We start from the raw sequence: 21,841 nt of genomic DNA, 5'->3' as shown, positions 1-21,841 counted from the left end.
AGCGAGGTGGAGGCATGAGCTACATCGATCGCGGCGCGGTGAGGTGCTCGCGGGGTTCGCGCGTGCGCGGAGTTGTTCGGATGGCGGCTGTTTCGGCGTGTCCCACGGCCGGTGGCGGGCGTCGAGTTGTTGGATGGTGCGTAGCGGAGATGGGAAGGGGCGGCGCGTGCGGCTGCATCGACTGGAACTGACCGCCTTCGGGCCGTTCGCCGAAACCGCTGCGGTGGATTTCGATGAGCTCGGGGCCGACGGTTTGTTCCTGCTGCACGGGCAGACCGGGGCGGGTAAGACCACCGTGCTCGACGGGATTGCCTTCGCGCTGTACGGGAGTGTGCCCGGGGCGCGGGATGAGAAGCGGCTGCACTCCGATCACGCCGATGAGCAGACGCCGCCGCGCGTCATGCTGGAGGCGACACTCGGTGGTCGGCGACTGCGTTTGACGCGGTCCCCGGAATTCCAGCGCCCCAGCAAACGCGCGAAAACCGGTTGGGTGAAAGAGAACGCGTCCGCGACTCTGGAATGGCTCGATGGTCGCGGCCAGAACCTCTCCAGAATTCCGGATATCGGCGATGAGGTGCTGCGCCTGCTCGGCATGAGCGCCGACCAGTTCTTCCAGGTGGTCCTGCTCCCACAAGGCGATTTCGCCCGTTTCCTTCGCGCCGACAATGAGGAACGCGAAAAGCTCCTCGAAAAGCTTTTCGACACCGAACGTTTCGGCACCGCCGAACAATGGCTCACCGACAATCGCCGAGCCAGCTCCGCCGACCTGGAATCCCGCAAACAAACCATCGACCGCCTGATCGCCCAGGTGGGCACCGCCGCGGGCCTCCCCGCCACCGAAACCTCCGGCCCCCTCGAATCCGTCGACTGGTCCCGGCACCTCCTGACCACCGCCCGCGCTGATCTCACCGCGGCCACCACCGAACTCACCGAGCGCCAACGGGATTCATCCCGAGCCCAAGCCGCCCGCGAAGACCAGAGCCGCCTGCACGACCTGCACCGCCGCCGCACCGCCGCCCACACCCAGCTCATGGACTACACGGCCGCAGCCCCGCACCGCGAACAACTCCAAACCGAACTCGACAACGCCCGCCGCGCCGAACCGGTCGCCGAGGCGCTCAAAGAAGCCCGCGCCGCAGCCGTAACCCTGCGCCGCCGCCAGGACGACGCCACCCGCGCCGCCGAACAACTCGCCGACCGCCTACTGGAACCCGCCAGCGCCGAACTCCCCGGAACCGCTTGGGCCGCAGTTGATCTTGCTACGGAAGAACTCGTGGGCAGCGAGCTCGCGACCGACCTTGCGGACATCGAGTCGGTCGACGCAGGTGACGCGATTGTTGGCGACACGTACACCGGCTTGGTGTCGGTCGCACCTCCCGAATGGCAGGCCGCACCGGCGCAAGGTGCCGCAAGGGACCCTCAACTGGCCGATTTCGCGGACGATGCGGCCGAGGGACTCGCCCCCGCGCAAGGCGGCATCCTTCCGGGCACGCCGGGCACGCCGGGTAGCGATGACAGTTCGTTTGGGCGGGGGCGTGCGAGCGGGCTCGAGGCTGCTGTGCAGCGGTGGAGCGCGCAGGTTGGAGCGCTCGATGAAGTGCGGGCGGATGCGGAGTCGGCCACTCGGTTGACTCGGGAGTTGGCCGGGCTGCGGGAGGAGCAGCGGAAGTTGTCCGAGCGGGCGACCGGGTTGGCTCGTAAGCGGGGGGAGTTGCCGGAAGCTATTGCGGGGGCGCAGGTTCGGTTGCGGGGGGCCACGGATGCGGCGGCGGGGTTGCCGGTGTTGGAGGCCGAGTGTGAGCGGTTGCGGGGTGCCGCTACGGCGGCGGTGGAGTTGGATCGGCGGCGAAAGGAGTTGGGGGAGGCCAATTCCGGGTTCGAGGCGGCGCGGACGGCGCATTTGGATGCGCGGGAGCGGACGTTGACGCTGCGGGAGCAGCGGTTGGTGGGGATGGCGGCCGAATTGGCGGCGGGGCTGGTGGACGGGCAGCCGTGTGGGGTGTGCGGGTCGGCGGAGCATCCGGAGCCTGCTCGGGCTACGGCGCATGCGGTGTCGAAAGAGGCTGAGGAAGCGGCGGTTTCGGCGGAGCGGAAGGCAGAAGCCGCGCGGGATAAGGCCGGGCAGCGGGTATCGGAGCTGGAACGGGCCATTGAAGTGCTCGTGGAACGCGGTGGTGATGGGGACCGGGCGGAGCTTGCCGCCGGGCTGAATGCCGCCACCACCCGGTACACCGAGGCGCGGGGGCTCGCGGACCTGGTCGATAAGCTCACCGCCGAACTGGATCGGCTGCGTGCCGAGGAGACACGGCTTCAGGATGAGTTGCGGGAGTGCGAGAGCCGAACGAGCGCCACCGTTGAACGCATTGTGGCGACGGACCGCCGTCTTGCCGAACTGACCGAGCGGCTGCGCGTCGCCGCCGGTCTGGACGGCACGGTCGATCGTCGCCGCGCCCGGTTGGACGCACTGGTCGCCGATGCCACGGCGGTGCGCACCGCGCGCACCGAAGCCGCCACCGCCCGCGAACAGGTCGCCGCACTTGCCGTGCGGGTCGAAAAGCTTTCGTACGAAGCGGGTCTCGTCGATACCGTGCCACCCGTCATGGGGGAGTCGGGGCCGGATTACGCGGTGCTCGGGGAGTACGCCCGCGCCGTGGACGCCGCCTCCCGAACGGCAGCGCGGCAGGCCGAGATCGACGCGAGCCTCGTCGATGCCGATCGCCTGCGCGCCCATGCTGAAACGGTGCTCGCCGAACCCGAGATCCAGGCGGTCGCCGGTGTCGAGCTCGGTGATCTGACGGAGCTGGAAACCGCTGTGGCGCAGGCCCAAACCGAGTTGAACCGGGTCGTGGCGGCGCAATCCGGAGCCGCCCGCAGGGTCGAGCAGCTGGAAGAGCTCTGCTCGCAACTGTGGGCCGCCGTGGACCGCATCGCCCCCGTGCAGCGCGCCCACGACGAACTCGCCCGCCTCGCCGAGGTGGTCGCGGGCCGAGGCGAGAACAACCGCCGCATGTCCCTGCGCTCCTACGTCCTGGCCGCCCGCCTGGAGGAAGTGGCCCTGGCCGGTTCGGTCCGTCTGCGCCGAATGTCCGGTGGCCGCTACGAATTCGTGCACACCGACGCCGCAGGCCCGCGCGGCCGCCGAGGCGGTCTCGGCCTCGACATCCGAGACGACTACACCGGCAATATCCGCCCCGCCAAAACCCTCTCCGGCGGCGAAACCTTCATGGCCTCACTGGCTTTGGCCCTAGGCCTGGCCGACGTGGTAGCCGCCGAATCCGGCGGTCTGGTCCTGGACACCCTCTTCATAGACGAGGGCTTCGGCAGCCTCGACGCCGACACCCTCGACGCCGTCATGGGCGTCCTCGACGACCTCCGCTCCAACGGCCGAGTGGTAGGCGTAGTCAGCCACGTAGACGAAATGCGCCAACGCATCCCCAGCCGCCTCCACGTAATCCGCGGAAGGTCCGGCTCCCACTTGGAAACCAGCGTGGCCTGACGTGATCCCAAACGCCTCGACCGGCACACGGCGCGACGGATTCTGACCGCCGTGGTTCGGCCAGTTCGACGCGGATTTCCCCCGGGCTCGAACCTTGGTGGTGACCTCTGCGGCCGTGGCCGCGGAGAGTTCAGGCCGGGCGAGTGACGGGTGAGTAGCGGATTTGGGCTCGGGCTCGGGCCTTGGCGGCTTCCGCTTCGCGGTCCTTCGGCGGGGCGTTGGTGGTGAGGCCTGCGAGGAGGCGGGAGGTGGCGGCTGCTACCTCGGCTACGGCCTGGTCGAAGGCTGCCTGGTTGGCTTGGGAGGGCTTGGTGGAGCCGCTGATTTTGCGGACGTATTGGAGGGCTGCCGCCTCGACCTCGTCTTCGGTGGCCGGGGGCTCGAAGTTGTGGAGAGTGTGGATGTTGCGGCACATGGGTTCGAGGCTACGCCCGGGGGGTGACATTCAGGATGGTTGGTTTGCTTCGTGATCGAGGAGCCAGCGCTTGATGGGGAGGCCCCAGCGGAAGCCGCCGAGGGTGCCGTCGGTGCGGAAGACGCGGTGGCAGGGGACGAAGAGGGCAGCCGCATTGCGGGCGCAGGCATTGGCTGCCGCGCGGGTGGCGGCGGGACGGCCGGAGAGCCCGGCGTAGTCGGTGTAGGTGATGGGTTCCCCGGCGGGGACCTTGCGGAGGGTTTCCCAGGCGTGCATGAGGAAGGGGCCGGAGACCTGGCGGACCGTGATCGCGTCGATGACGGTGAGGTCGCCCTCGTGGTAGGCCTCGATGGCTTCGGAGACCGGGCCGAGGGAATCGCGCCACTGGAGAGTCGTGGGACGCAGGGTCGAGTGGATGACGCCGCGGAGGTCTTCGGGGTCGGCGGTCCAGCCGGAGGCCAGCACGGCATTGTCGGCGTCGACAATGGCCGTGAAGGGTCCGGCGGGCGTGGTGAGCGTGGTGAAGGTGGCGGTCGCGGTGGCGGATTCGGTGCTCATAGTGCGGTTCTCGCTTTCCGGGCGCCGGGAGCGCCTTCGGGGGCGGGTGCCGGATTGGCCAGGGCGTGCTTCCACATGTGCATGGTCAGGTAGGAGCGCCAGGGGGACCAGCGGGCGGTGTCGGTGAGGTCGATGCCGAGCAGGTTTGCGCCGCGGCGAACCACCAGGTCGGTATGCAGCAGGATGTCCGGATCGGCAAGCAGGCGCATGGTCACGTAGTCGGCGGTCCAGGGGCCGACGCCGTCCAGTGCGAGGAGGTCGCGGCGGAGTTCGGCGGACGTGCGCCCGGCGTGCAGGATCAGATCGCCGTCGGCGATGGCGCGGGCCGCGCCCACGATCGCCTCGATGCGGCGGGTGGGACCGGTGAGGACCTCGGCCCCGTGCTCGGCAATGGCCGCGGGCGTGGGAAACAGGTGCGGGATCGGGCCCGGAATGGATTCGCCGAGGGTCCGCACCAGTCGCGCGGTGTGGGTATTCGCCGCCGCGACCGAGATCTGCTGGCCGATCATGGTGCGCAACAGGAGTTCCGGACCGTCCATGCTGCCCGGCACCCGGATTCCCGGCGATAGCGGTGTGCTCCCGGCCATTCCGCCGTCCAGGGCCTCGTCGATGCCGACCGGATCCGCGTCCAGGTCCAGGAAGTGCCGGAGCCGGGCCACGGTGGGGGCGAGATCGCGCATGTCCTGTAGCGAGAGCGTGGCCCGGACGTGCCCGGGCTGCACGGACATGCGAATCGTGGTGTACCCGTGCGGGGTTCGCAGGCTGCGCGTGTAGGCATCGTTCTCCCACAGTTCCAGTCCGGGCACGGCGTGCGAGGAGAGGAACCACTCCAGCCAGGCCTTGTCGAATGGCTCCCGGTACGGAAGTCGCAGCGTGAGCAGGCCATTGGTGGTGGGCAGGGTGTCGCCATTGCGGCGGCGGGATTCCTCCCGCAGTGTCGTCGGGCTGACCACGAAAACCTCTCGCACGGTGTCATTGAACTGCCGGATGCTGGCGAATCCCGCCGCGAAGGCGATATCCGACATGGGCAGCCGGGTGGTCTGAATGAGCAGCCGGGCCGTATGCGCCCGGTGTGCGCGGGCCAGAGCCAGCGGTCCGGCCCCGAGTTCGCTGGTGAGCACCCGGGTGAGCTGGCGCTGCGAATAGCCGAGGGCATCGGCCAGGGCGGGCACGCCACCGCGTTCGATGACGCCGTCCGAGATCAGTCGCATGGCCCGTGAGGCCAGGTCGGCCCGGGTATTCCACAGCGGCGACCCGGGTGCCGCATCGGGCAGGCAGCGGCGGCAGGCCCGATAGCCGGACTGCTGCGCGGCCGCGGCGGTGGGTAGGAAGTTGACATTGGTTCGTTTCGGCGTAATGGCCGGACACGAAGGGCGGCAATAGATTCCAGTAGTGCGCACCGCAGTCACGAATTGCCCGTCGAACCGGGCATCCCGGGTTGCCACGGCGCGGTAGCAACGCTCGAAATCCAGATCGTTCGCACTCACACAAACCACCATCGCAGCCCGCCGCGAACTTCGCTAGCGGAAATCTGCCATGACCCTTCGGCGGAAATCCGACAGGGTGGGCCGCGGGCTCAGCAGCAGCGGTTTCCTGGATTGCGGCCCGCGGCGTCGTGCCGATCTTTCCAGTATTGCCGCTCGGTGGGGATGTCCGCGCCGGGATGGTGCATGCGCAGGTGTTCGGCGTAGCGGGCGTAGTCATTGCCGCCCAGGATCGAGTTGAACCACCAGAGGAACCCGCGCAGGGCCCGGAGCAGGGTGCGCCCCGCCGACCGCAGGAGGCCTGCGGTCGACGGGGCGTCGGGGCTGGTCATATCCGGATCAGTGCACCGAGGCCGCGCCCGGGGCCCGGATCTTGCCGGAGGCGATGAGGTCGTCCCATTCCTTCTGCACTTCCTTCTCCGCCTTGGAGGCGAGGAAGCCCTTGGGGCCGTAGATCTTCGACGGCTCCTCCGGGGATTCGGTGGTCTCCACGACCTCGCCCTCGACCGGTGCGGTGCCATTGCGCAGGATGCGCAGGCACACCACCGCGCCGACAATGGCGACGATCAGCACCAGCACCGCGAAGATGATCGAGAGCGTGCCCTGGATGAAGGTGTTCCGGACGATCTTGTCCATATCGTCCGCGGTCTTCGCGCTGGAGCACAGCTTTCCGGCGTCACGCGCCGTCGAGCAGATCTCGTGCAGCTTCCAGTACCCGATCTTCGGATCGGCGGAGAAGATCTTCTGCCAGGAGGCCGTCATGGTGACGATGAGGTCCCACACCAGCGGAATCGCCGGAATCCAAGCCCATTTCAGCAGGCCCTTCTTCACCACGATCACCAGCACCACGGTCAGCGCGACCGCCGCCAGCAGCTGGTTGGAGATGCCGAACAGCGGGTACAGCGTGTAGATGCCGCCCAGCGGATCGGTGACGCCCATGAGCAGCACCGAACCCCAGGCCGCCACCACGATGGCCGAGCAGATCCAGGCGCCGGGCCGCCACGACGGATCCTTGAACTTCTTCATCGGACCGCCCAGGTTGCCCAGCGAATCCGACATCATGAACCGCGCCACGCGGGTGCCGGCGTCGATCGTGGTGAGGATGAACAGCGCCTCGAACATGATCGCGAAGTGGTACCAGAACGCCTTCAGGCTGGAGCCGCCCGGGAACCCTTGCAGCACATGGGACATGCCGACCGCCAGGGTGGGCGCGCCGCCGGTCTTGGACAGCAGGGTGCCCTCGCCGATCGCGCTGGCCTCGTCCATGAGTTGCGTGCCCGTCACCGGATCACCGCTCAGGCCCATGCCATTGACCTTCTTGGCGGCCGCGTCGGCGGTGGCCTGTGCGATCTGCTGCGCGGTGGCGTCCGCGGCCAGATCCTTGGGCGCCGCGGTCAGACCGCCGGTGTTCATGGCGAAGTACAGGTGCTGGTCGATGACGCTGGCGGCGATGATCGCCATGACCGCCACGAACGACTCCATGAGCATGCCGCCGTAGCCGATCATCCGTGCCTGCGACTGCTTTTCGAGCAGCTTCGGCGTGGTGCCGGAGGACACCAGGGAGTGGAAGCCGGACAGCGCGCCACACGCGATGGTGATGAACAGGAACGGGAACAGGCTGCCCGCGAACGACGGGCCATTGCTATTGCTCGCGAACTGCGACACGGCCGGGGCCTCGAGCACCGGCCTGGTGATCAGCACGGCCGCCGCCAGCAGCGTGATGGTGCCGATCTTCATGAAGGTGGACAGGTAGTCGCGCGGGGCGAGCAGCATCCACACCGGCAGCACCGAGGCGATGAAGCCGTAGATGATCAGCATCCAGGCGATGGTGGTGCCGGACAGCATGAACAGGTCACGGCCCCAACCGGATCCGGCCACCCAGTTGCCGGAGATGATGGCCAGCATGAGCAAGGCGAAGCCGATGATCGACACCTCGCCGACCTTGCCGGGCCGGATGAAGCGCAGGTAGACGCCCATGAACAGGGCGATCGGAATGGTCATCGAAATCGAGAACACACCCCACGGGCTGCCGCCGTGCAGCGTCCCGTCCGCGCCCTTCGTACCGGCGAGGGCGTTCACCACGACGATGCCGAGCACCGCGAGCAGGATCATCATGATCACCAGCACGGCCACGATGGCGGCCACGCCGCCGACCACGCCCAGCTCATCGCGGGCCATCTGCCCGAGGCTGCGGCCTCGGCGTTTCACCGAGGCCCACAAGACCAGATAGTCCTGCACCGCACCGGCGAAGACCACGCCGACAATGATCCAGATGGTGCCCGGCAGGTAGCCCATTTGTGCCGCGAGAACCGGTCCGACCAGCGGCCCGGCGCCGGCGATGGCGGCGAAGTGATGGCCGAACAGGACGCGGCGGTCCATCGGCATGTAGTCGGTGCCGTTCTCCATGGCCTCGGCCGGAGTGGCGACATCGTCGCGCGGCTTGGTGATGTTCCATTCGATGATGCGCGCGTAGAACTGATACGCCAGCACATAGGTACAGACGGCCGCGATCACGATCCAGACGGCGTTCACGTTCTCGCCGCGCATGAACGCGAGGATCGCCCAGGCGATCGCGCCGAGCACGGCGATGGCGAGGAAGATGCCCTTTTTCTTGGGCGTCATGGGCGTCCGGTCGACGACCCCTACCGGAGGTAGGTCGGGATCCGTCCGGAGGTATTCGATGGTCGCCATGCGACAAACTCTCCCGTGGGGTACAGCGGTTCTAACTAGGAATGAGGACAACGTAGCGGAACCGATGCCCGTTTCGACCGGGTTTGAGCAGTCGTTGATCGGGAGGCGAATCGGTGTTGTTCCACCGTTCATCGGGTCTCGTGCCGGATATGGGTGGTCCGGGACGCGATGCTGGAGAGCGGGGTTACGCGGTCCGGCGTGGCGCAGTGCGAGTCGGCGTGTTCGCCTCATCCGCGTTGGTTGCCAAACGTATGCTGCCATGCCGGGTGGGATCTGCGTCACTCGGTCCCGGTCATTTGTCCGAGTTGGACAACGTCCGAAATGAGCAACTTCTGTATCGGCGACAGAGGAGTGCGGCCCCTGTACGAAGGACTGGAAACCCGTACCCACGGGCGGCGCACCATGCTCCGATCCGCCGCCCTGCTGCCACTGCTCGCCGCCGCGCCCGCGCTGAACGCCTGCGCCGGAGGCGATGACGACGCCGTCACCTTCTTCTTCCAGGCGCGGCCGGAGGAGGCGAAGGCGCGACTGTTCATCATCGACGAATTCCGCAGGCGGCGACCGGATATCAAGATTCGCACCATCATGTCCGGGCCGGACCCGCTCCAGCAGATGCTCACCTACTGCGCGGGCGGCAAATGCCCCGACGTGCTCATGGCGTGGGAACTGCTCTACGCCGGTCTCGCCGATCGCGGGGTGCTGGTCGACCTGCGCGAATTCCTGGACCGTGACCCGAAATACGCGGCCCGGCTGCGCGCCGACGGGTACGCGACATTGCGGGACACATTCCTATGGAAGGGCGGGCAGTACGCCCTGCCCGAGCAGTGGTCCGGGGTATTCCTGTACTACAACCGGAAACACTTCGCCGAAGCCGGAATTCGGCCGCCCACGAGCTGGTCCGACGCCTGGACCTGCGACGAATTCCTCACCGCCGCTCAGGCGCTCACTCGACGCGAGGACGACGGCCGCACCGGCCGCTGGGGTTTCGTCGACGCGTGGGTGCCGTACTACTCCGCCGCCCTGTTCGGCATGAACAATGGCGCGGAATGGTTCACGCCGCCCGTCCAGCCCACCCGCACCAATCTCGGCGATCCCCGATTCGCCGAGGGTCTCCAGTTCTACGCCGACCTGGCCGTCCGGCACCGCGTCGCCCCCAGCGTCGGTGACCGCCAATCGGTTTCGGCCCAGGACCTGTTCCGCAGCGGCCGCGCCTCGATGCTCATGGGCGGACACTGGCTCTACTCCGAATTCACCGGCCGCGACGACCTCGACTTCGATGTGACGGTCCTGCCCGTGGGACCGCACGGCGGCCCCGGCGCGATCACCGATGTCGGCAGCACCGGCCTGGCCATTGCCGCCGCCAGCCCCCGCCGCGAACAGGCCTGGGAATTCGTGAAATTCGCGACCGGGCCCGAAGGTCAATCCCTCATCGCCGCCTCGGGCCTGTTCGTCCCCGTGCTGAAATCCGCCATGAACTCTCTCGGATTCGCCGAGGCTCACAGCGAAATCCGCAATCTCGACGTCTTCACCGAAGGTCCCCTGCACTCCCGCCAACTCGCCGTCACCCCTCTCTGGGGCAAGGTCGAATCCCTCCTCGAACGAGGCTGCAACCGAGTACTGCGCGGTGCGGCCCAAGCTGATTCGCTCGCGGGCCAAACCGCCACCGACATTGACGAACTGTTGCGGGCCGCGACATGAGTGGACGTTCGGCGCTGGGGCGGCGGCGGGCCCGGGACGGGGTGGTGTTCGTCGCGCCGAATCTGATTGCGGTGGCGGTGTTTCTGCTGTTCCCGCTCGGGTTTTCGCTGTACTTGAGTTTTCAGTCGTGGGATTTGTTCAGTGCGCCACGGTTTGTGGGGCTGGAGAACTATCGGCGGCTGGTGTCGGAGGATCCGCTGTTCTATATCGCCTTGCGGAATACAGCGGTGTTCACGGTGCTGACGCTGGTGCCGACGGTGGGGATCAGCTTGGGGGTGGCGGGGTTGCTGAATCGGAAGTTGAAGGGGGTTGGGGTGTTTCGGACTCTGACGTTCCTGCCGCTGGTGGCCTCGACGGTGGCGATGGCGGTGGTGTTCCGGTTCCTGTTCGCCAGTGATGACGGCTTGATCAATGTGGCGCTGGGGTGGGTGGGGGTCGGGGCGGTGCCCTGGTTGACGGATCCGGATTGGGCGCTGGTGTCGCTGAGCGTGGTGACGGTGTGGAAGAGCGTGCCGTTCGCGACCGTCATTCTGCTGGCTGCCATGCAAGGGGTGCCGGAAAACCTTTATGAGGCAGCGCGAATCGACGGTGCGGGGGCGTGGCGGCGCTTCCGGTCGATCACGGTGCCGCTGATCCGGGGGGCGCTGTCGTTCGTCTTCGTGATCACGATCATCAATTCTGTGCAGGCCTTCGATCAGGCGTATGCGCTGACCGGCGGGAACGGGGGACCGGAGACCGGGACCTACGTGCTGGGGATCATGTTGTTCCAGAACGCCTTCCGGTTCTACGAGGTGGGGTATGCGGCGGCGCTGGCGTGGGTGGTGTTCGCGATCCTGCTGGCCTTGACCCTCGTGCAGCAGTGGCTGGCGCGGCGGGCGGAGGCGGAGCTGTGAAAGGCAGGCGGATCGGCGCGATCGTGCTGATCTACCTCGCATTGATCGTCGTCGCGTGGTGTGCGCTGGCTCCGATTCTGTGGGCGGTCTCGGCCTCGCTGAAGTCGGACGGTGACATCACCGATCCGTCGCCCCTGCCCGCGCATCCCCAATGGTCCAACTACAGCGAGGTTTTCGAGCTGATCCCCTTGGGGCGCATGCTGTTCAATACCGTCGTCTACGCCGCCTGCGTCACCGCCGGGCAGGTCTTCTTCTGCTCGCTGGCCGGATATGCCTTCGCCCGCTTGCGATTTCCGGGTCGCGAGGCCCTGTTCGTCGGCTATCTCGCCACCCTCATGGTTCCGCTGACCGTCACGGTCATCCCGCAATTCCTGCTCATGCGGGCCTTCGGCTGGATGGACACCCCGTGGGCCATGATCGTCCCCGGCCTGTTCGGCAGCGCCTTCGGCACGTATCTCATGCGCCAGTTCTTCGCCACGCTCCCCGCCGAATTGGAGGAGGCCGCGATCCTGGACGGCTGCACCACCTGGCAGGTCTACTGGCGAGTCCTGCTCCCGCACACCCGCCCCGCCGTCATGGTGCTCGCGGTCCTCACCTGGATCACCGTCTGGAACGACTTCCTCTGGCCGCTGATCATGATCCAGCGCAATGAATACGCGACCGCCACCCTGGGCCTGATCCGTCTGCAAGGCCAGTACAACACCGACTGGCCCCTCCTGATGGCCGCGGCCACCATCCTCCTGCTGCCCCTGCTACTCATCTACGCCCTGGCCCAGCGCGCCTTCGTGCGCGGCATCGCCATGTCCGGACTCGGCGGGCGCTGAGGGCGATACACCGGAGGTGACCCGGCTCCGGTTCCTCCCTGTGGCCACAGCGCAGTCGGTCATCCATGCTGGATGTGACTCGAAGGCGCTGCGGCCCCGACCTCGACCTGGCTCGCCACGTTCGCCAGCGCATTCAGCTCGAAATGAATTGAGAGGCAACTCGAATGACAGACCCGCGAACCCCCGCCGCCGCACTCGCCCCGGTATGGCGGGACGTGCTGGCTGACTCCCATCAAGCACTCATCGACACGGTGGAAGGCGTGGGCATGGACCAGTGGGAACTGCCCACGCCATGTGCGGAATGGTCGGTCACCCAGGTGGTCCAGCATGCCGCCGGTGATCAACTCGCCTACGCGAAGGCCCTCGGAGTCGGTGACGGACCCGACTACAACCCGTTCGAACCCTCCGGCACCATCGACGGCAGCCCGGCTGAATTCGTCGCCGCCGCAATCGGACAGACCGCCGCCGCCTGGACGATCGTCGGCGACGCCACCGAAACCGTCCCCACCCCTTTGCCGTTCGGCGACCTCCCAACCCCCGTCGCCGCCGTCATGTGCGCCCTCGACGCCGCCGTGCACGCCTGGGACATCGCCGTCGCCACGAAACAGCCCTCCCCACTGACCGAAAATCTCGCCGCCCACCTACTCACCGCAGCCCGCCGCTTGGTCGACCCCCTCCGCCAGTACGGCGTCTACGCCGCGATCATCGAAACCGACGGCGCGACCCCCACCCCCGTGGCCGACGAGTTGCTCGGCTACCTCGGCCGCAACCCCCGCGTCTGATCCCTCGGTACTTGCAGGGCTTCTCGACAGTTGCAGGGGTTGTATGGCCTGCAGCTGTCGAGAAGCCCTGCAACCTCCGGGGCGGACCGGGACGGCCGGAAGTGCGCAGGTAGACTCCTGTGCTCGTGAGTCTCACCCTTGGAATCGTCGGCCTGCCCAACGTCGGAAAGTCGACGCTTTTCAATGCGCTGACCCGCAATGACGTGCTGGCCGCGAACTATCCGTTCGCCACCATCGAGCCGAATGTCGGCGTGGTGCCGCTGCCGGATCCGCGGTTGGGCAAGCTCGCCGAAATCTTCGGCTCCGAGCGCGAACTGCCTGCCGTGGTGTCCTTCGTGGATATCGCGGGCATCGTCAAGGGCGCCTCCGAAGGTGAAGGCCTGGGCAATAAGTTCCTCGCCAATATTCGTGAGGCCGACGCCATCTGCCAGGTCGTGCGCGTGTTCGCCGACGACAATGTGATCCACGTCGACGGCAAGGTGGACCCGCTCTCCGATATCGAGGTCATCGAGACCGAGCTCATCCTGGCCGATCTGCAAACCCTCGAGAAGGCGATCGTCCGCCTCGAGAAGGAAGCCCGGATCAAGAAGGACCGCAAGCCGGTCGCCGAGGCCGCCCTCAAGGCGCAGGAAATCCTCAATGCCGGGCGGACGCTGTTCGCCGCGCAGAAGGAGATCGACACCGAGCTCCTCAAGGAGCTGTCGCTGCTCACCATCAAGCCCTTCCTCTATGTCTTCAATGCCGACGAGTCGGTGCTCACCGATGAGGCCAAGAAGGCCGAGCTGAAGGCCGCCGTCGCCCCCGCCGACGCCGTGTTCCTGGACGCCAAGGTCGAATTCGAACTCCTCGAACTGGATGACGAATCCGCGCTCGAGCTGCTGGAATCCATCGGCCAGACCGAGCCGGGCCTGCACGCCCTGGCCCGCGCCGGTTTCCACACCCTTGGCCTGCAGACCTATCTGACGGCCGGTCCGAAGGAATCCCGCGCCTGGACCATCCACCAGGGCGATACCGCCCCGAAGGCCGCCGGCGTCATCCACACCGACTTCGAACGCGGCTTCATCAAGGCCGAGATCGTCGCCTTCGACGATCTGGTCGCGGCCGGTTCCATGGCCGCCGCGAAAGCGGCTGGCAAGGTCCGGATCGAAGGCAAGGATTACGTCATGAACGACGGCGATGTAGTCGAGTTCAGATTCAACGTCTGACCCGGAGCTAGAGGCGCCGGCGGGACGCGAAGAACCGCCGGTGCGACACGCGGTGGCGGCAAAGTAAATTTGCGCGCCGCCTTCCTTGCTGTGCGCTGGTGTTCCGCTATCGTTCATCCCACTATTCGATGCTGCTACTGGCGCGCCAGGGCTGGTTCGTCGACTCCGGCCCAGAGCCAGGGTGAGTGGTGACCGTCGGTGGCGTAGTTGACCGTGACGGCTAGTGCGGTCGAGTGCCGCTGCGCCTGTGGTTGGTGCGATGACTGTGTTGCGACCGAGCCTGCCATGGCTTTGCCTTCCGCCCCCGCCAGGGCCGGCGCCTGCTGGCCTGATAGCGCATAAGCCTAGAACCGTGGCGCAGGGTGTGCAGCTGTTCTATGGTGCTGGCGTTCAGGCTTGCGGAATGCGTTGAGTGGTCATAGACGTTATTTCGTTTCGGAACTCGACGGGGGCTGGCGTCGCGTGACGGTGCTGGAGGCTGTTCTGACTGGAAGTGTTTGTGCGGCAGGCTGTTCGGCGGGATCGGTTTCTTGGTTCAGGATTCCGGCAGGCTCGACTGCATGGCTACTGCGGGATGTCAACGGGGTCGAATTCCGCAGCAGATGAGGCTCATTCGCACTACTTCGCCGCTGTGATAGATCAGCGCTCCAAGCGATTTCGTTTCGCAGGGTTCTGGCAGCGTTAGGATGTAGCCGTCGGTGGGAGGGGATCGGATGGCGCAACCAGACTCTGTGGCACCGCAGTCGGAAGTGGGACCCGGATCGCTGCTGTGGCGTTACGCAGGGGATTGGCGGTCGATACTCGAAGGGACTGCGGCTGGGGTGTTGCAGTTGATGTATCCGCCGCTGGGAACAGCAGTGGCGGAGCAATCAGAGTTCTTCGATGATCCGTTTGGACGCATCTATCGGTCGATACCGCAAATCTGGGCGACGATCTTCGCTGATGACCACGCTCTGCGGGGACTGCAGATCCGGGATCTGCATCGAGGTATCAAGGGCACGGTGGCAACCGGGGGGCGCTATCACGCGTTGGATCCCGAGACGTTCTGGTGGGCGCATGCGACATTCACCTGGCTGATCTTTCGTTCCGTCGAACTATATTACCCGCCAGGGGAACTGGATGACGACGGGCGCGAACAGTTGTATACCGAGACGGTCGCCTGGTATCGGCGATATGGCGTGAGTATGCGCGCGGTCCCGGTCAGCTATGCCGAATTCCAGTCAGAATTCAAACGATTCTGCGTCGAGAAGCTCGAGCTCACTGTCGCAGCGCGGCGTTCGCTCGATATCGCGGCCCTCAGTGAACCGAATGCCGTACCGGTGCTACCCGCCGCCCTGGTGCGGGCGATGCGGTGGCCGCTGCGACCGTGGTCGCGCGGCGCTGTAGTCGGCGGTTTGCCACCCGAGATCAGAGAACGCTTTGGATTGTCGTGGACCCTCGCCGATGTCCGGCGGGATCGGTTCACGACGGCGGTGATCCGGACTACCCTCCGGCTGCTACCCTACCGACTCAATCGAGTCAGCTTCTTCTGGGCAATCCGATTGCTCGGTGTCCGCACTCGGGCGCAGCGATTCACTCCGTGACCTCGTCAATTACCCGGACAATGACCAGCCTCTTCCTGGTGGGGTCCTCGGGCCGAGTTCGCCTATCGATGTCGGGATGCACACGACATTCGGCAAATTGTGTGTTCGGTGCTGTAGCTGAGCCGCGAACGCTTGTGGGCGACGTCCGCGTTGCCGTACAACCTCTGACAAGGAATGTTCCTCTCCCACGCCGTGACAGGTTGTTGAGATGGAATCGGTTGCACGGCAGGTACTTTTGAGGTTGAATCCGGTTCCTTGTGGGTCGTCGCTCGGCGAGTTGGGCGTGGGTCAGAAGCCGGATGTCAAGGGGGTCGAGTTCCGATTCAACGTCTGACCCGGAGATAGAGGCCCCGGCGGGACGCAAAGAACCGCCGGTGCGACACGCGGTGGCGGCAAAGTAAATTTGCGCGCCGCCTTCCTTGCTGTGCGCTGGTGTTCCGCTATCGTTCATCCCACTATTCGATGCTGCTACTGGCGCGCCAGGGCTGGTTCGTCGACTCCGGAGTGGGTGGCCGGCGCGGCACACTACCCGACGCGGGCCCCCGACCGCTTCCGAAAGATCGAGGGAACGTGCCTGTACCCCTTACTCTGACCGGCCGCCTGGTGCGGCTGGAACCCCTTGCGCCGCAGCATGCTTCGGGTCTTGCGGAGGCGGCCGCGGGGAATCGTGACGACTATGGGTTCACACCTGTTCCGCACGGTGTGGACGAGGCGCTCGAATACGTGGCGCAGGCATTGGCCGGGCACGCGTCCGGAACATCGCTGGCCTTCGCCATCATCGCGGTGGCGAGCGGGCGGGTGCTGGGCTCGACCCGGTTCACCCGCTTCGACTACTGGCAGGGTCCGGTGGTGTGGCCGCTGGTGCACGGGCTGCCGCCGGGGGATCCGCTGCTGGCCTCGCCGGATGCGGCCGAGATCGGCAATACCTGGCTCTCGCCCACGGCCCGCGGGTCCGGGGTGAACCTGGAGTCCAAGCTGCTCCTGCTCGCGCATGCCTTCGAAACCTGGCGGGTGCGTCGCATAGCGATGCGGGCGGATGTGCGAAACCTGCGCTCCCGCATGGCCATCGAACGCCTCGGCGCAACCAGCGACGGGGTGCGCCGCGCGCATTCGCGGGGTCTCGACGGCGAGGTGCGCAGCACCGCGTTCTACTCCATCCTGGACGAGGAGTGGCCGACGGTGCGGGCCAATATCGAGGGACAGCTGGCTGCGCGGCAGGTCCGGCAGCGGTTGATCGACGCCTAGCGCGATCATGCTCGGCGTCTATAATTCTGTTTCATTCGGTTAGACGCCAGCGACCGCAGCAACGCGCTGTTTCTCGAAGGAGAAGCGCATGCCCGACCCGATGCACACCAAGGTCTGCCTTTCGGACAGAGTCTCCGGTGCTCCGGTGCTCAGCCTGTTCCTCGTGCCCGAACCCCGCGTGCCCGGCGGCAGCATGCTGCACCTGGTGGAGCAGACGCCGTTGGTCGCGGGGCGCACGCGCCCCAACCCCACGCTCATCGACTGGTTGCAGGCGCAGCACGTCTCGCCCGCGATCAGCACCAGGTTCTACGCCTTCACGGCGGGGCCACACGACCCGCATCGGGTGCACGCGGTCCTGCACGATCACTTCATCGCCGATCCGGAGCCGCCGATCGGATTGGATATCGACGATCCGATCGAGCTCACCCGGCTGGCGGTGCTACCCGAACATCCGCTGGGCCCCAGGCGGATCGACGATTTCCACGATCGTGCCGTGCGCGGCGCCATGCTCGCGGTGTATCGGCACTTCGGGGTGGACAGGCGGATTCCGCTGGTCTATCACGGCTATGCCGAACCCGATGACGGCTGGTTCGAGGTACCGGCCGCCGAGGCCTGACCTCGGGGGCCCGACCTCAGTCGATCGGCACGATGGCCAGTAGCCACCAGGGCCGGACCGGGTACTGGAATCGGAAGTTCTGGATATACATGTGCTGTTCGCGCCGGGTCTCCGGCTCGAGCATGCGGAGGGTCCGCTCGACCACGCTGTCGGGGGTAACCGTGTTCTCCCACAGCTGATCCCACTCCGGCAGCCTGCGGCACATGGTGAGGATCTCCTCCCGGCGTTCCGGCCGCACCTCCGCCGACGACTCCCGGAACGTGGTCACCATGTGCTGCGCCTCGGTGTGCCAGTCGCCGAGGCGAATTCGGGCCATCGGCTCCAGCAGGATCGCCGTCAGCAGATTCGCGCCCGGTCCGGTGCCCGGAAACATCTGCCGGAAGGCGGAATTGGCGGCGACCACGTCGTAGGCACCATCGTGCAGGCAGGCCGGATGCCGAAAGCTGTGCAGCATCGCGAGATCGGCCGCCGGCGGCCGGGAGGGGTCGAACATTCTTGGCAGTGTGCGGCACAACTCTTCGTAGCGACTTCGTATCGGGTTAAGCCGAATCACAAGACTGGGTATTCCCGCAGAATTTCTGTCATATTGAAGATCCTGTTTGGTCTGGTTCAGAAGTGGGTATGGGGGCGGCACGACACCATGGCGGTGACGCGGATCGGGGTGCTGGGCCCGCTACACATCAGCATCGACGGCAGACGCGTGCCACCCGGCGCGCCCATGCAATGTGCGGTACTCGGGCGACTCGTCGCCGCGAATGGGCGAGTGGTGCCCACCGACCGCCTCATCGACGACCTCTGGCACGGTGCTCCACCCACCAAAGCCGTTGCCGCGCTCCAGGTTTACATTCACAATCTGCGCCGCGTCTTCGAACCCGACCGGCCGCGGCGGGCCCGCTCCCGCGTCATCGTCTCCGAATCACACGGCTACGCACTGAATCTGGAGCCCGGCCAGGTCGACGCCTGGCAGTTCGAACAGCTGCTACACGGCCATGAGGCCGCCATGCGCGATCCCGCTGGTCGGCCCGATCCGATCGAGCAGGTGCGCGTCCTGGACGCCGCCCTGGCCTGCTGGCACGGGAACGCCTTCGAATCCTTCACCGGAATGCCCTGGGCCGCACAGGAAGCCGCCCGGCTAGCCGCACTGCGCCTGACCGCCGCCGAACTGCGCGCCCAGGCCGCACTGGAGATGAACCGGCCCGCCGAAGTGGTGCTGGCGCTGCGGCCCATCTTCGAGGAACACCCCGGACGCGAGGAATGCGCGCGGCTGCTGGCCCTGGCCCAGTACCGGCTGGGGCAGTCCCTGGACGCGCTGGTCACGGTGCGCCGCAGCCGCGAATTCCTCACCCACGAATTCGGGGTGGATCCCGGCCCGGGACTGCGGGACCTCGAGACCGCCATCCTCACCCATTCGGTGGAGTCCGAGACGGCGTCCGTTCCCGCCTTCGTGCGCACGGCGCAGTCGACACCCGCCCCGGAACCGGATCCGCTGCCGGACAATGGCTATGCGGTCCAGCGCGATGCCGTGCTGAGCGCCGCGGAATCCGCCGCCGCCGGGCATATGCGACTGGTCTGGCTGGCCGGTGAGGCCGGAGCCGGGAAGACCACCCTGGCCGCCGCCATCACCACGCACCTGGCCGAACGGGGCTGGTCCATCGTGTTCGGCCGCTGCCCCGAGGTCGAGGACGCGCCGCCCGCCTGGGCCTGGGCCGAGGTGCTCACCGGCCTGGACGCCGCCGACCCCGAAACCTTCACCGCCGCCGACGCTTTCACCCTGGCCCGGCGGGTGGTCCGGTCCTGCCGCGAACGCTCTGCGAGCACGCCCATCATCATCGTGCTCGAGGATGTGCACGGTGCGGACACCGCGACACTGCAAGTGCTTAGGCAGGTGGTGAACTGGCTGCGTGACCGGCCCATTCTCATTGTCGCGACCCTGCGCGGCACCGAGGCCGGGCCGGGCGTCCGCGATACCGCGGCCGCGCTCGCGCAGTTCACCGCGGACCGGATCGAGCTAGACGGCCTGGACCTGGCCGGTACCCGGCAGGCCGCGGCCGCCGCCGGGCTCACCCAGCTCGACGACCGCACCGTGGAACTGCTGCGCCGCCGCACCGGCGGAAACCCCCTGTTCGTCCGCGAACTGGCGAAACTCGTTGCCAGCCAAGGCACCACGGACGGGCTGCCGGACAGCGTGCGCGACCTGCTGGGCCGCCGCATCGGCCAGCTCCCCGACGAGGTGATCGAACTGCTGCGGCACATGTCGGTCGGCGGCGAGGACAGCGACGTGAGCACCCTGGCCGCCTTCACCGGCCACACCGCCGACATGGTCATCGACCTGGTAGCCGCCGCCGAGGCCGCCCGCCTCCTGTGCGCGGAAGGCAGCGGCCGCATCACCTTCGACCACGCCCTGGTGCGAGAAACCGTCTACTACGGAATCCCGGTCCTGCGCCGAGCCCGAATGCACTGGGCCGCATTCGAACTGCTGTCCAGCGCCGGACCCACGAACACCCCGCCCAGCCTCCCCGCCGTACCGCGCGGCCGTGACATCGACACCCTCGCACACCACGCCGCCCTCGGCGCAAGCCCCGAAACCGCCCTCCTGGCCCTGGAATTCGTACGCGCCGCTGCCGAACAATGCGTGGAACGCCGCATGCGCGCCGACGCCGTCCGCCGCTGGCGATCAGTCCTTTCCTTGCACGAGCTGGCAGGCCATATCGCCCCGCCCGCAACGCGATCGGATCGCGCAGCAGCACGGGAATCAGCGGGCGACCTATCGACTATCGCGGTGCGGACGGACTGGACGCTGCGCGAGCCGGGCCGAGATGCGGCAGCGACCGGGATGCAGCCGGGGTCCATGGTGCGCGGGTCGGGTGCGGATATGGAGCTCGAGGTACGGGCTGGCCTGGTCGAATTGCTCGTGGCGCGTTGCGAACTGGTGACGGCGCTCGCTTATGACGGGCAGCATGTCGCGGCTCGTGCTCATCGGGAAGAGGCGCTGGCTCTGGCTGAGTACCTGGGCGGCACGGAGTTGCTTGCGCAGGCCGTGACGTGCTGGCCGACGCCGCTCATCTGGTCGGTGCATGACTGGCACACTCCGGATCCGGGGATTCGGGAACCGCTGCGCATCGCGCTGGGCGATCCGGAGCTGGCGGATACCACGCGGGTGCGGCTTCAGGTCACCAGCGTATTCGACTGTGCGCTGGACGATCCCGCGACCGCGCGGCTGGCGGCGAAGGCGGCGGCCACCCTGGCCGAGTCGATCGATGATCCGGATCTGCTGTGCACCGCCATCAATGCGCAGGCGTTCGCCGCCTTTGCCGCCGGTGGATTCCTGCGCGCCGAAGAGCTGAAACAGTATGCGGTGCGGCTGCTTCGGGTAAGCGCGGCGGCGGAGCTCACTGAATTCCAGGCGCTGGCACACTATCTCCTGTTCCGGGCCGCGCTCGCCGATGCCGATCTGGTCGCCGCCGACGAACATGGGCGCAGCGCAAGCGAATACGCCACCGACGGGCAGTTGCGGCATCTGCTGGATGCCATCGCACCGTTCGGGCTGGTGCTGGAGTTGTTGCGCGGCAGCCCCGACCAGGTGTTGCGCCTGCTCGACGCGGGTCCGGTCAATGCGGGGGATGTCGTGGCCCGCGCCGAGGCGGACGCCGAGGAGCTGTCCCGCGATCCCAATGCGCTGCACGTCGGCATCGCGGTATCCATCGGCTGGATGCGCAGGGACATGTCGCCCTATGTCGAGGAACTGCGCCAGCGCAATGCCGTCAAGCCCGAACTGTTCGTCTACGGGTACGCCCTGGGCCTGGTGGACTCCGGCCGGTTGGGTGAGGCCCGCCGCGTGCTGGCCGAGGCTCCGCCGCTCGGGCCCCAGTTCTGGTCCACCTTCACCGCGGTCCGGGGCCGCCTCGCCATCGCCCTGGGCGACCTGGCCGGTGCGCGCCTGATCTACGACGAGCTGCTGCCCTATGCGGGCACGATCTGTGGCCTGGAAACCGGAGCGGCGTCCCTCGGACCCATGGATTACGTCCTGGCCGACCTGGCCAATGCCCTCGGCCAGCCCGAACGCGCCGCCGAGCATCGCGCCGCTGCCGAACGACTCCATGCCCGGATACAGGACGATCTGGCCCGGCTGTCGAGCTCCGGCACCGTCCTGCTCGATCCGGCCAAGCTCGGCCCGGCCGGGCAATCCCGGTTGGTGCGGCTCGACTGAGGGCCCATTCCGGGTGCGCTCCGAATGCCCGGTGGCGGACCTCTCGAGCGTCGGAGGGCGATGGGCCGGGTCACGCCCGGGAACCTCTCGTGACCGCCGAACGTCGAAGTTCGTAGGGCCGATTCGCGGCCGGGTCATGGGAGG

At 67.2% G+C, this 21,841-nt stretch carries 16 protein-coding genes; 10 read left to right on the top strand and 6 right to left on the bottom strand.

The features are described 5' to 3' along the window. Nucleotides 1–166: 166 nt before the first annotated feature. The gene (locus AB0N05_RS01035; protein ID WP_364685753.1) at nt 167–3,496 is read left to right on the top strand and encodes an SMC family ATPase; all 3,330 of its coding nucleotides are present in this window, start codon (nt 167–169) and stop codon (nt 3,494–3,496) included. A 130-nt stretch (nt 3,497–3,626) separates the two neighbouring features. On the opposite strand, the gene AB0N05_RS01030 is transcribed toward AB0N05_RS01035, so the two are convergent. The 5 genes from AB0N05_RS01030 to AB0N05_RS01010 all read right to left on the bottom strand — a co-directional run bounded on the left by AB0N05_RS01030 (nt 3,627) and on the right by AB0N05_RS01010 (nt 8,644). Continuing rightward, nucleotides 3,627–3,911, bottom strand: coding sequence for a DUF2277 domain-containing protein (locus tag AB0N05_RS01030; RefSeq protein ID WP_364685750.1), 285 nt, complete (start codon nt 3,909–3,911; stop codon nt 3,627–3,629). Nucleotides 3,912–3,941: 30 nt separating this feature from the next. Continuing rightward, complete coding sequence (locus tag AB0N05_RS01025) at nt 3,942–4,469, bottom strand: methylated-DNA--[protein]-cysteine S-methyltransferase (RefSeq protein WP_364685747.1); 528 nt, start codon at nt 4,467–4,469, stop codon at nt 3,942–3,944. Beyond that, nucleotides 4,466–5,968, bottom strand: a complete 1,503-nt coding sequence (locus AB0N05_RS01020) for an AlkA N-terminal domain-containing protein (protein ID WP_364685744.1) — start codon at nt 5,966–5,968, stop codon at nt 4,466–4,468. The genes AB0N05_RS01025 and AB0N05_RS01020 overlap by 4 nt, the downstream gene beginning before the upstream one ends. A gap of 77 nt (nt 5,969–6,045) precedes the next feature. Then, nucleotides 6,046–6,285, bottom strand: coding sequence for a YbdD/YjiX family protein (locus tag AB0N05_RS01015; protein ID WP_364685741.1), 240 nt, complete (start codon nt 6,283–6,285; stop codon nt 6,046–6,048). Between the two features lie 7 nt (nt 6,286–6,292). After that, complete coding sequence (locus AB0N05_RS01010; protein ID WP_364685738.1) at nt 6,293–8,644, bottom strand: carbon starvation CstA family protein; 2,352 nt, start codon at nt 8,642–8,644, stop codon at nt 6,293–6,295. A gap of 402 nt (nt 8,645–9,046) precedes the next feature. Between AB0N05_RS01010 and AB0N05_RS01005 the strand changes: the two genes are divergently transcribed. The 8 genes from AB0N05_RS01005 (at nt 9,047) to AB0N05_RS00970 (ending at nt 17,490) form a co-directional block, all read left to right on the top strand. Further along, nucleotides 9,047–10,342, top strand: a complete 1,296-nt coding sequence (locus tag AB0N05_RS01005) for a sugar ABC transporter substrate-binding protein (protein ID WP_364687407.1) — start codon at nt 9,047–9,049, stop codon at nt 10,340–10,342. Further along, on the top strand, nt 10,339–11,235 hold the full coding sequence (locus tag AB0N05_RS01000) for a sugar ABC transporter permease (protein ID WP_364685735.1): 897 nt from the start codon (nt 10,339–10,341) through the stop codon (nt 11,233–11,235). The genes AB0N05_RS01005 and AB0N05_RS01000 overlap by 4 nt, the downstream gene beginning before the upstream one ends. After that, nucleotides 11,232–12,059, top strand: coding sequence for a carbohydrate ABC transporter permease (locus AB0N05_RS00995; RefSeq protein WP_364685732.1), 828 nt, complete (start codon nt 11,232–11,234; stop codon nt 12,057–12,059). The genes AB0N05_RS01000 and AB0N05_RS00995 overlap by 4 nt, the downstream gene beginning before the upstream one ends. Before the next feature lie 164 nt (nt 12,060–12,223). Further along, on the top strand, nt 12,224–12,841 hold the full coding sequence (locus AB0N05_RS00990; protein ID WP_364685729.1) for a TIGR03086 family metal-binding protein: 618 nt from the start codon (nt 12,224–12,226) through the stop codon (nt 12,839–12,841). A 125-nt stretch (nt 12,842–12,966) separates the two neighbouring features. Then, entirely contained in the window at nt 12,967–14,046 is a 1,080-nt protein-coding gene (ychF, locus tag AB0N05_RS00985) for a redox-regulated ATPase YchF (RefSeq protein ID WP_364685726.1), read from the top strand. A 713-nt stretch (nt 14,047–14,759) separates the two neighbouring features. After that, nucleotides 14,760–15,629: an oxygenase MpaB family protein gene (locus AB0N05_RS00980; protein ID WP_364685723.1), complete on the top strand. Its 870-nt coding sequence runs from the start codon at nt 14,760–14,762 to the stop codon at nt 15,627–15,629. 570 nt (nt 15,630–16,199) lie between these two features. Further along, complete coding sequence (locus tag AB0N05_RS00975) at nt 16,200–16,874, top strand: GNAT family protein (RefSeq protein WP_364685720.1); 675 nt, start codon at nt 16,200–16,202, stop codon at nt 16,872–16,874. Between the two features lie 88 nt (nt 16,875–16,962). Continuing rightward, nucleotides 16,963–17,490, top strand: coding sequence for a hypothetical protein (locus AB0N05_RS00970; RefSeq protein WP_364685717.1), 528 nt, complete (start codon nt 16,963–16,965; stop codon nt 17,488–17,490). 16 nt (nt 17,491–17,506) lie between these two features. Here the strand turns inward: AB0N05_RS00970 and AB0N05_RS00965 are convergent, their stop codons facing one another. Beyond that, the gene (locus AB0N05_RS00965; protein ID WP_364685714.1) at nt 17,507–17,983 is read right to left on the bottom strand and encodes a hypothetical protein; all 477 of its coding nucleotides are present in this window, start codon (nt 17,981–17,983) and stop codon (nt 17,507–17,509) included. 93 nt (nt 17,984–18,076) lie between these two features. Here AB0N05_RS00965 and AB0N05_RS00960 point away from each other — a divergent pair, with 93 nt between their 5' ends. Beyond that, on the top strand, nt 18,077–21,697 hold the full coding sequence (locus AB0N05_RS00960; RefSeq protein ID WP_364685711.1) for a BTAD domain-containing putative transcriptional regulator: 3,621 nt from the start codon (nt 18,077–18,079) through the stop codon (nt 21,695–21,697). The last annotated feature ends 144 nt before the right edge of the window (nt 21,698–21,841 follow it).

Origin of the sequence: Nocardia sp. NPDC051030 (genome assembly GCF_040683015.1) — a bacterium.
Classification (GTDB): Bacteria; Actinomycetota; Actinomycetes; order Mycobacteriales; family Mycobacteriaceae; genus Nocardia.
Note: the sequence above shows the minus strand (reverse complement) of the source record. Positions and strands in the feature narration are given on the sequence as shown.

Excerpts from the sequence above, each read along its gene's own strand:
- AB0N05_RS01030 (WP_364685750.1), bottom strand. The coding sequence starts at position 3,911 with ATGTGCCGCAACATCCACACTCTCCACAACTTCGAGCCCCCGGCCACC.
- AB0N05_RS01025 (WP_364685747.1), bottom strand. The coding sequence starts at position 4,469 with ATGAGCACCGAATCCGCCACCGCGACCGCCACCTTCACCACGCTCACC.
- AB0N05_RS01020 (WP_364685744.1), bottom strand. The coding sequence starts at position 5,968 with ATGGTGGTTTGTGTGAGTGCGAACGATCTGGATTTCGAGCGTTGCTAC.
- AB0N05_RS01015 (WP_364685741.1), bottom strand. The coding sequence starts at position 6,285 with ATGACCAGCCCCGACGCCCCGTCGACCGCAGGCCTCCTGCGGTCGGCG.
- AB0N05_RS01010 (WP_364685738.1), bottom strand. The coding sequence starts at position 8,644 with ATGGCGACCATCGAATACCTCCGGACGGATCCCGACCTACCTCCGGTA.
- AB0N05_RS01005 (WP_364687407.1), top strand. The coding sequence starts at position 9,047 with ATGCTCCGATCCGCCGCCCTGCTGCCACTGCTCGCCGCCGCGCCCGCG.
- AB0N05_RS01000 (WP_364685735.1), top strand. The coding sequence starts at position 10,339 with ATGAGTGGACGTTCGGCGCTGGGGCGGCGGCGGGCCCGGGACGGGGTG.
- AB0N05_RS00990 (WP_364685729.1), top strand. The coding sequence starts at position 12,224 with ATGACAGACCCGCGAACCCCCGCCGCCGCACTCGCCCCGGTATGGCGG.
- AB0N05_RS00980 (WP_364685723.1), top strand. The coding sequence starts at position 14,760 with ATGGCGCAACCAGACTCTGTGGCACCGCAGTCGGAAGTGGGACCCGGA.
- AB0N05_RS00970 (WP_364685717.1), top strand. The coding sequence starts at position 16,963 with ATGCCCGACCCGATGCACACCAAGGTCTGCCTTTCGGACAGAGTCTCC.
- AB0N05_RS00965 (WP_364685714.1), bottom strand. The coding sequence starts at position 17,983 with ATGTTCGACCCCTCCCGGCCGCCGGCGGCCGATCTCGCGATGCTGCAC.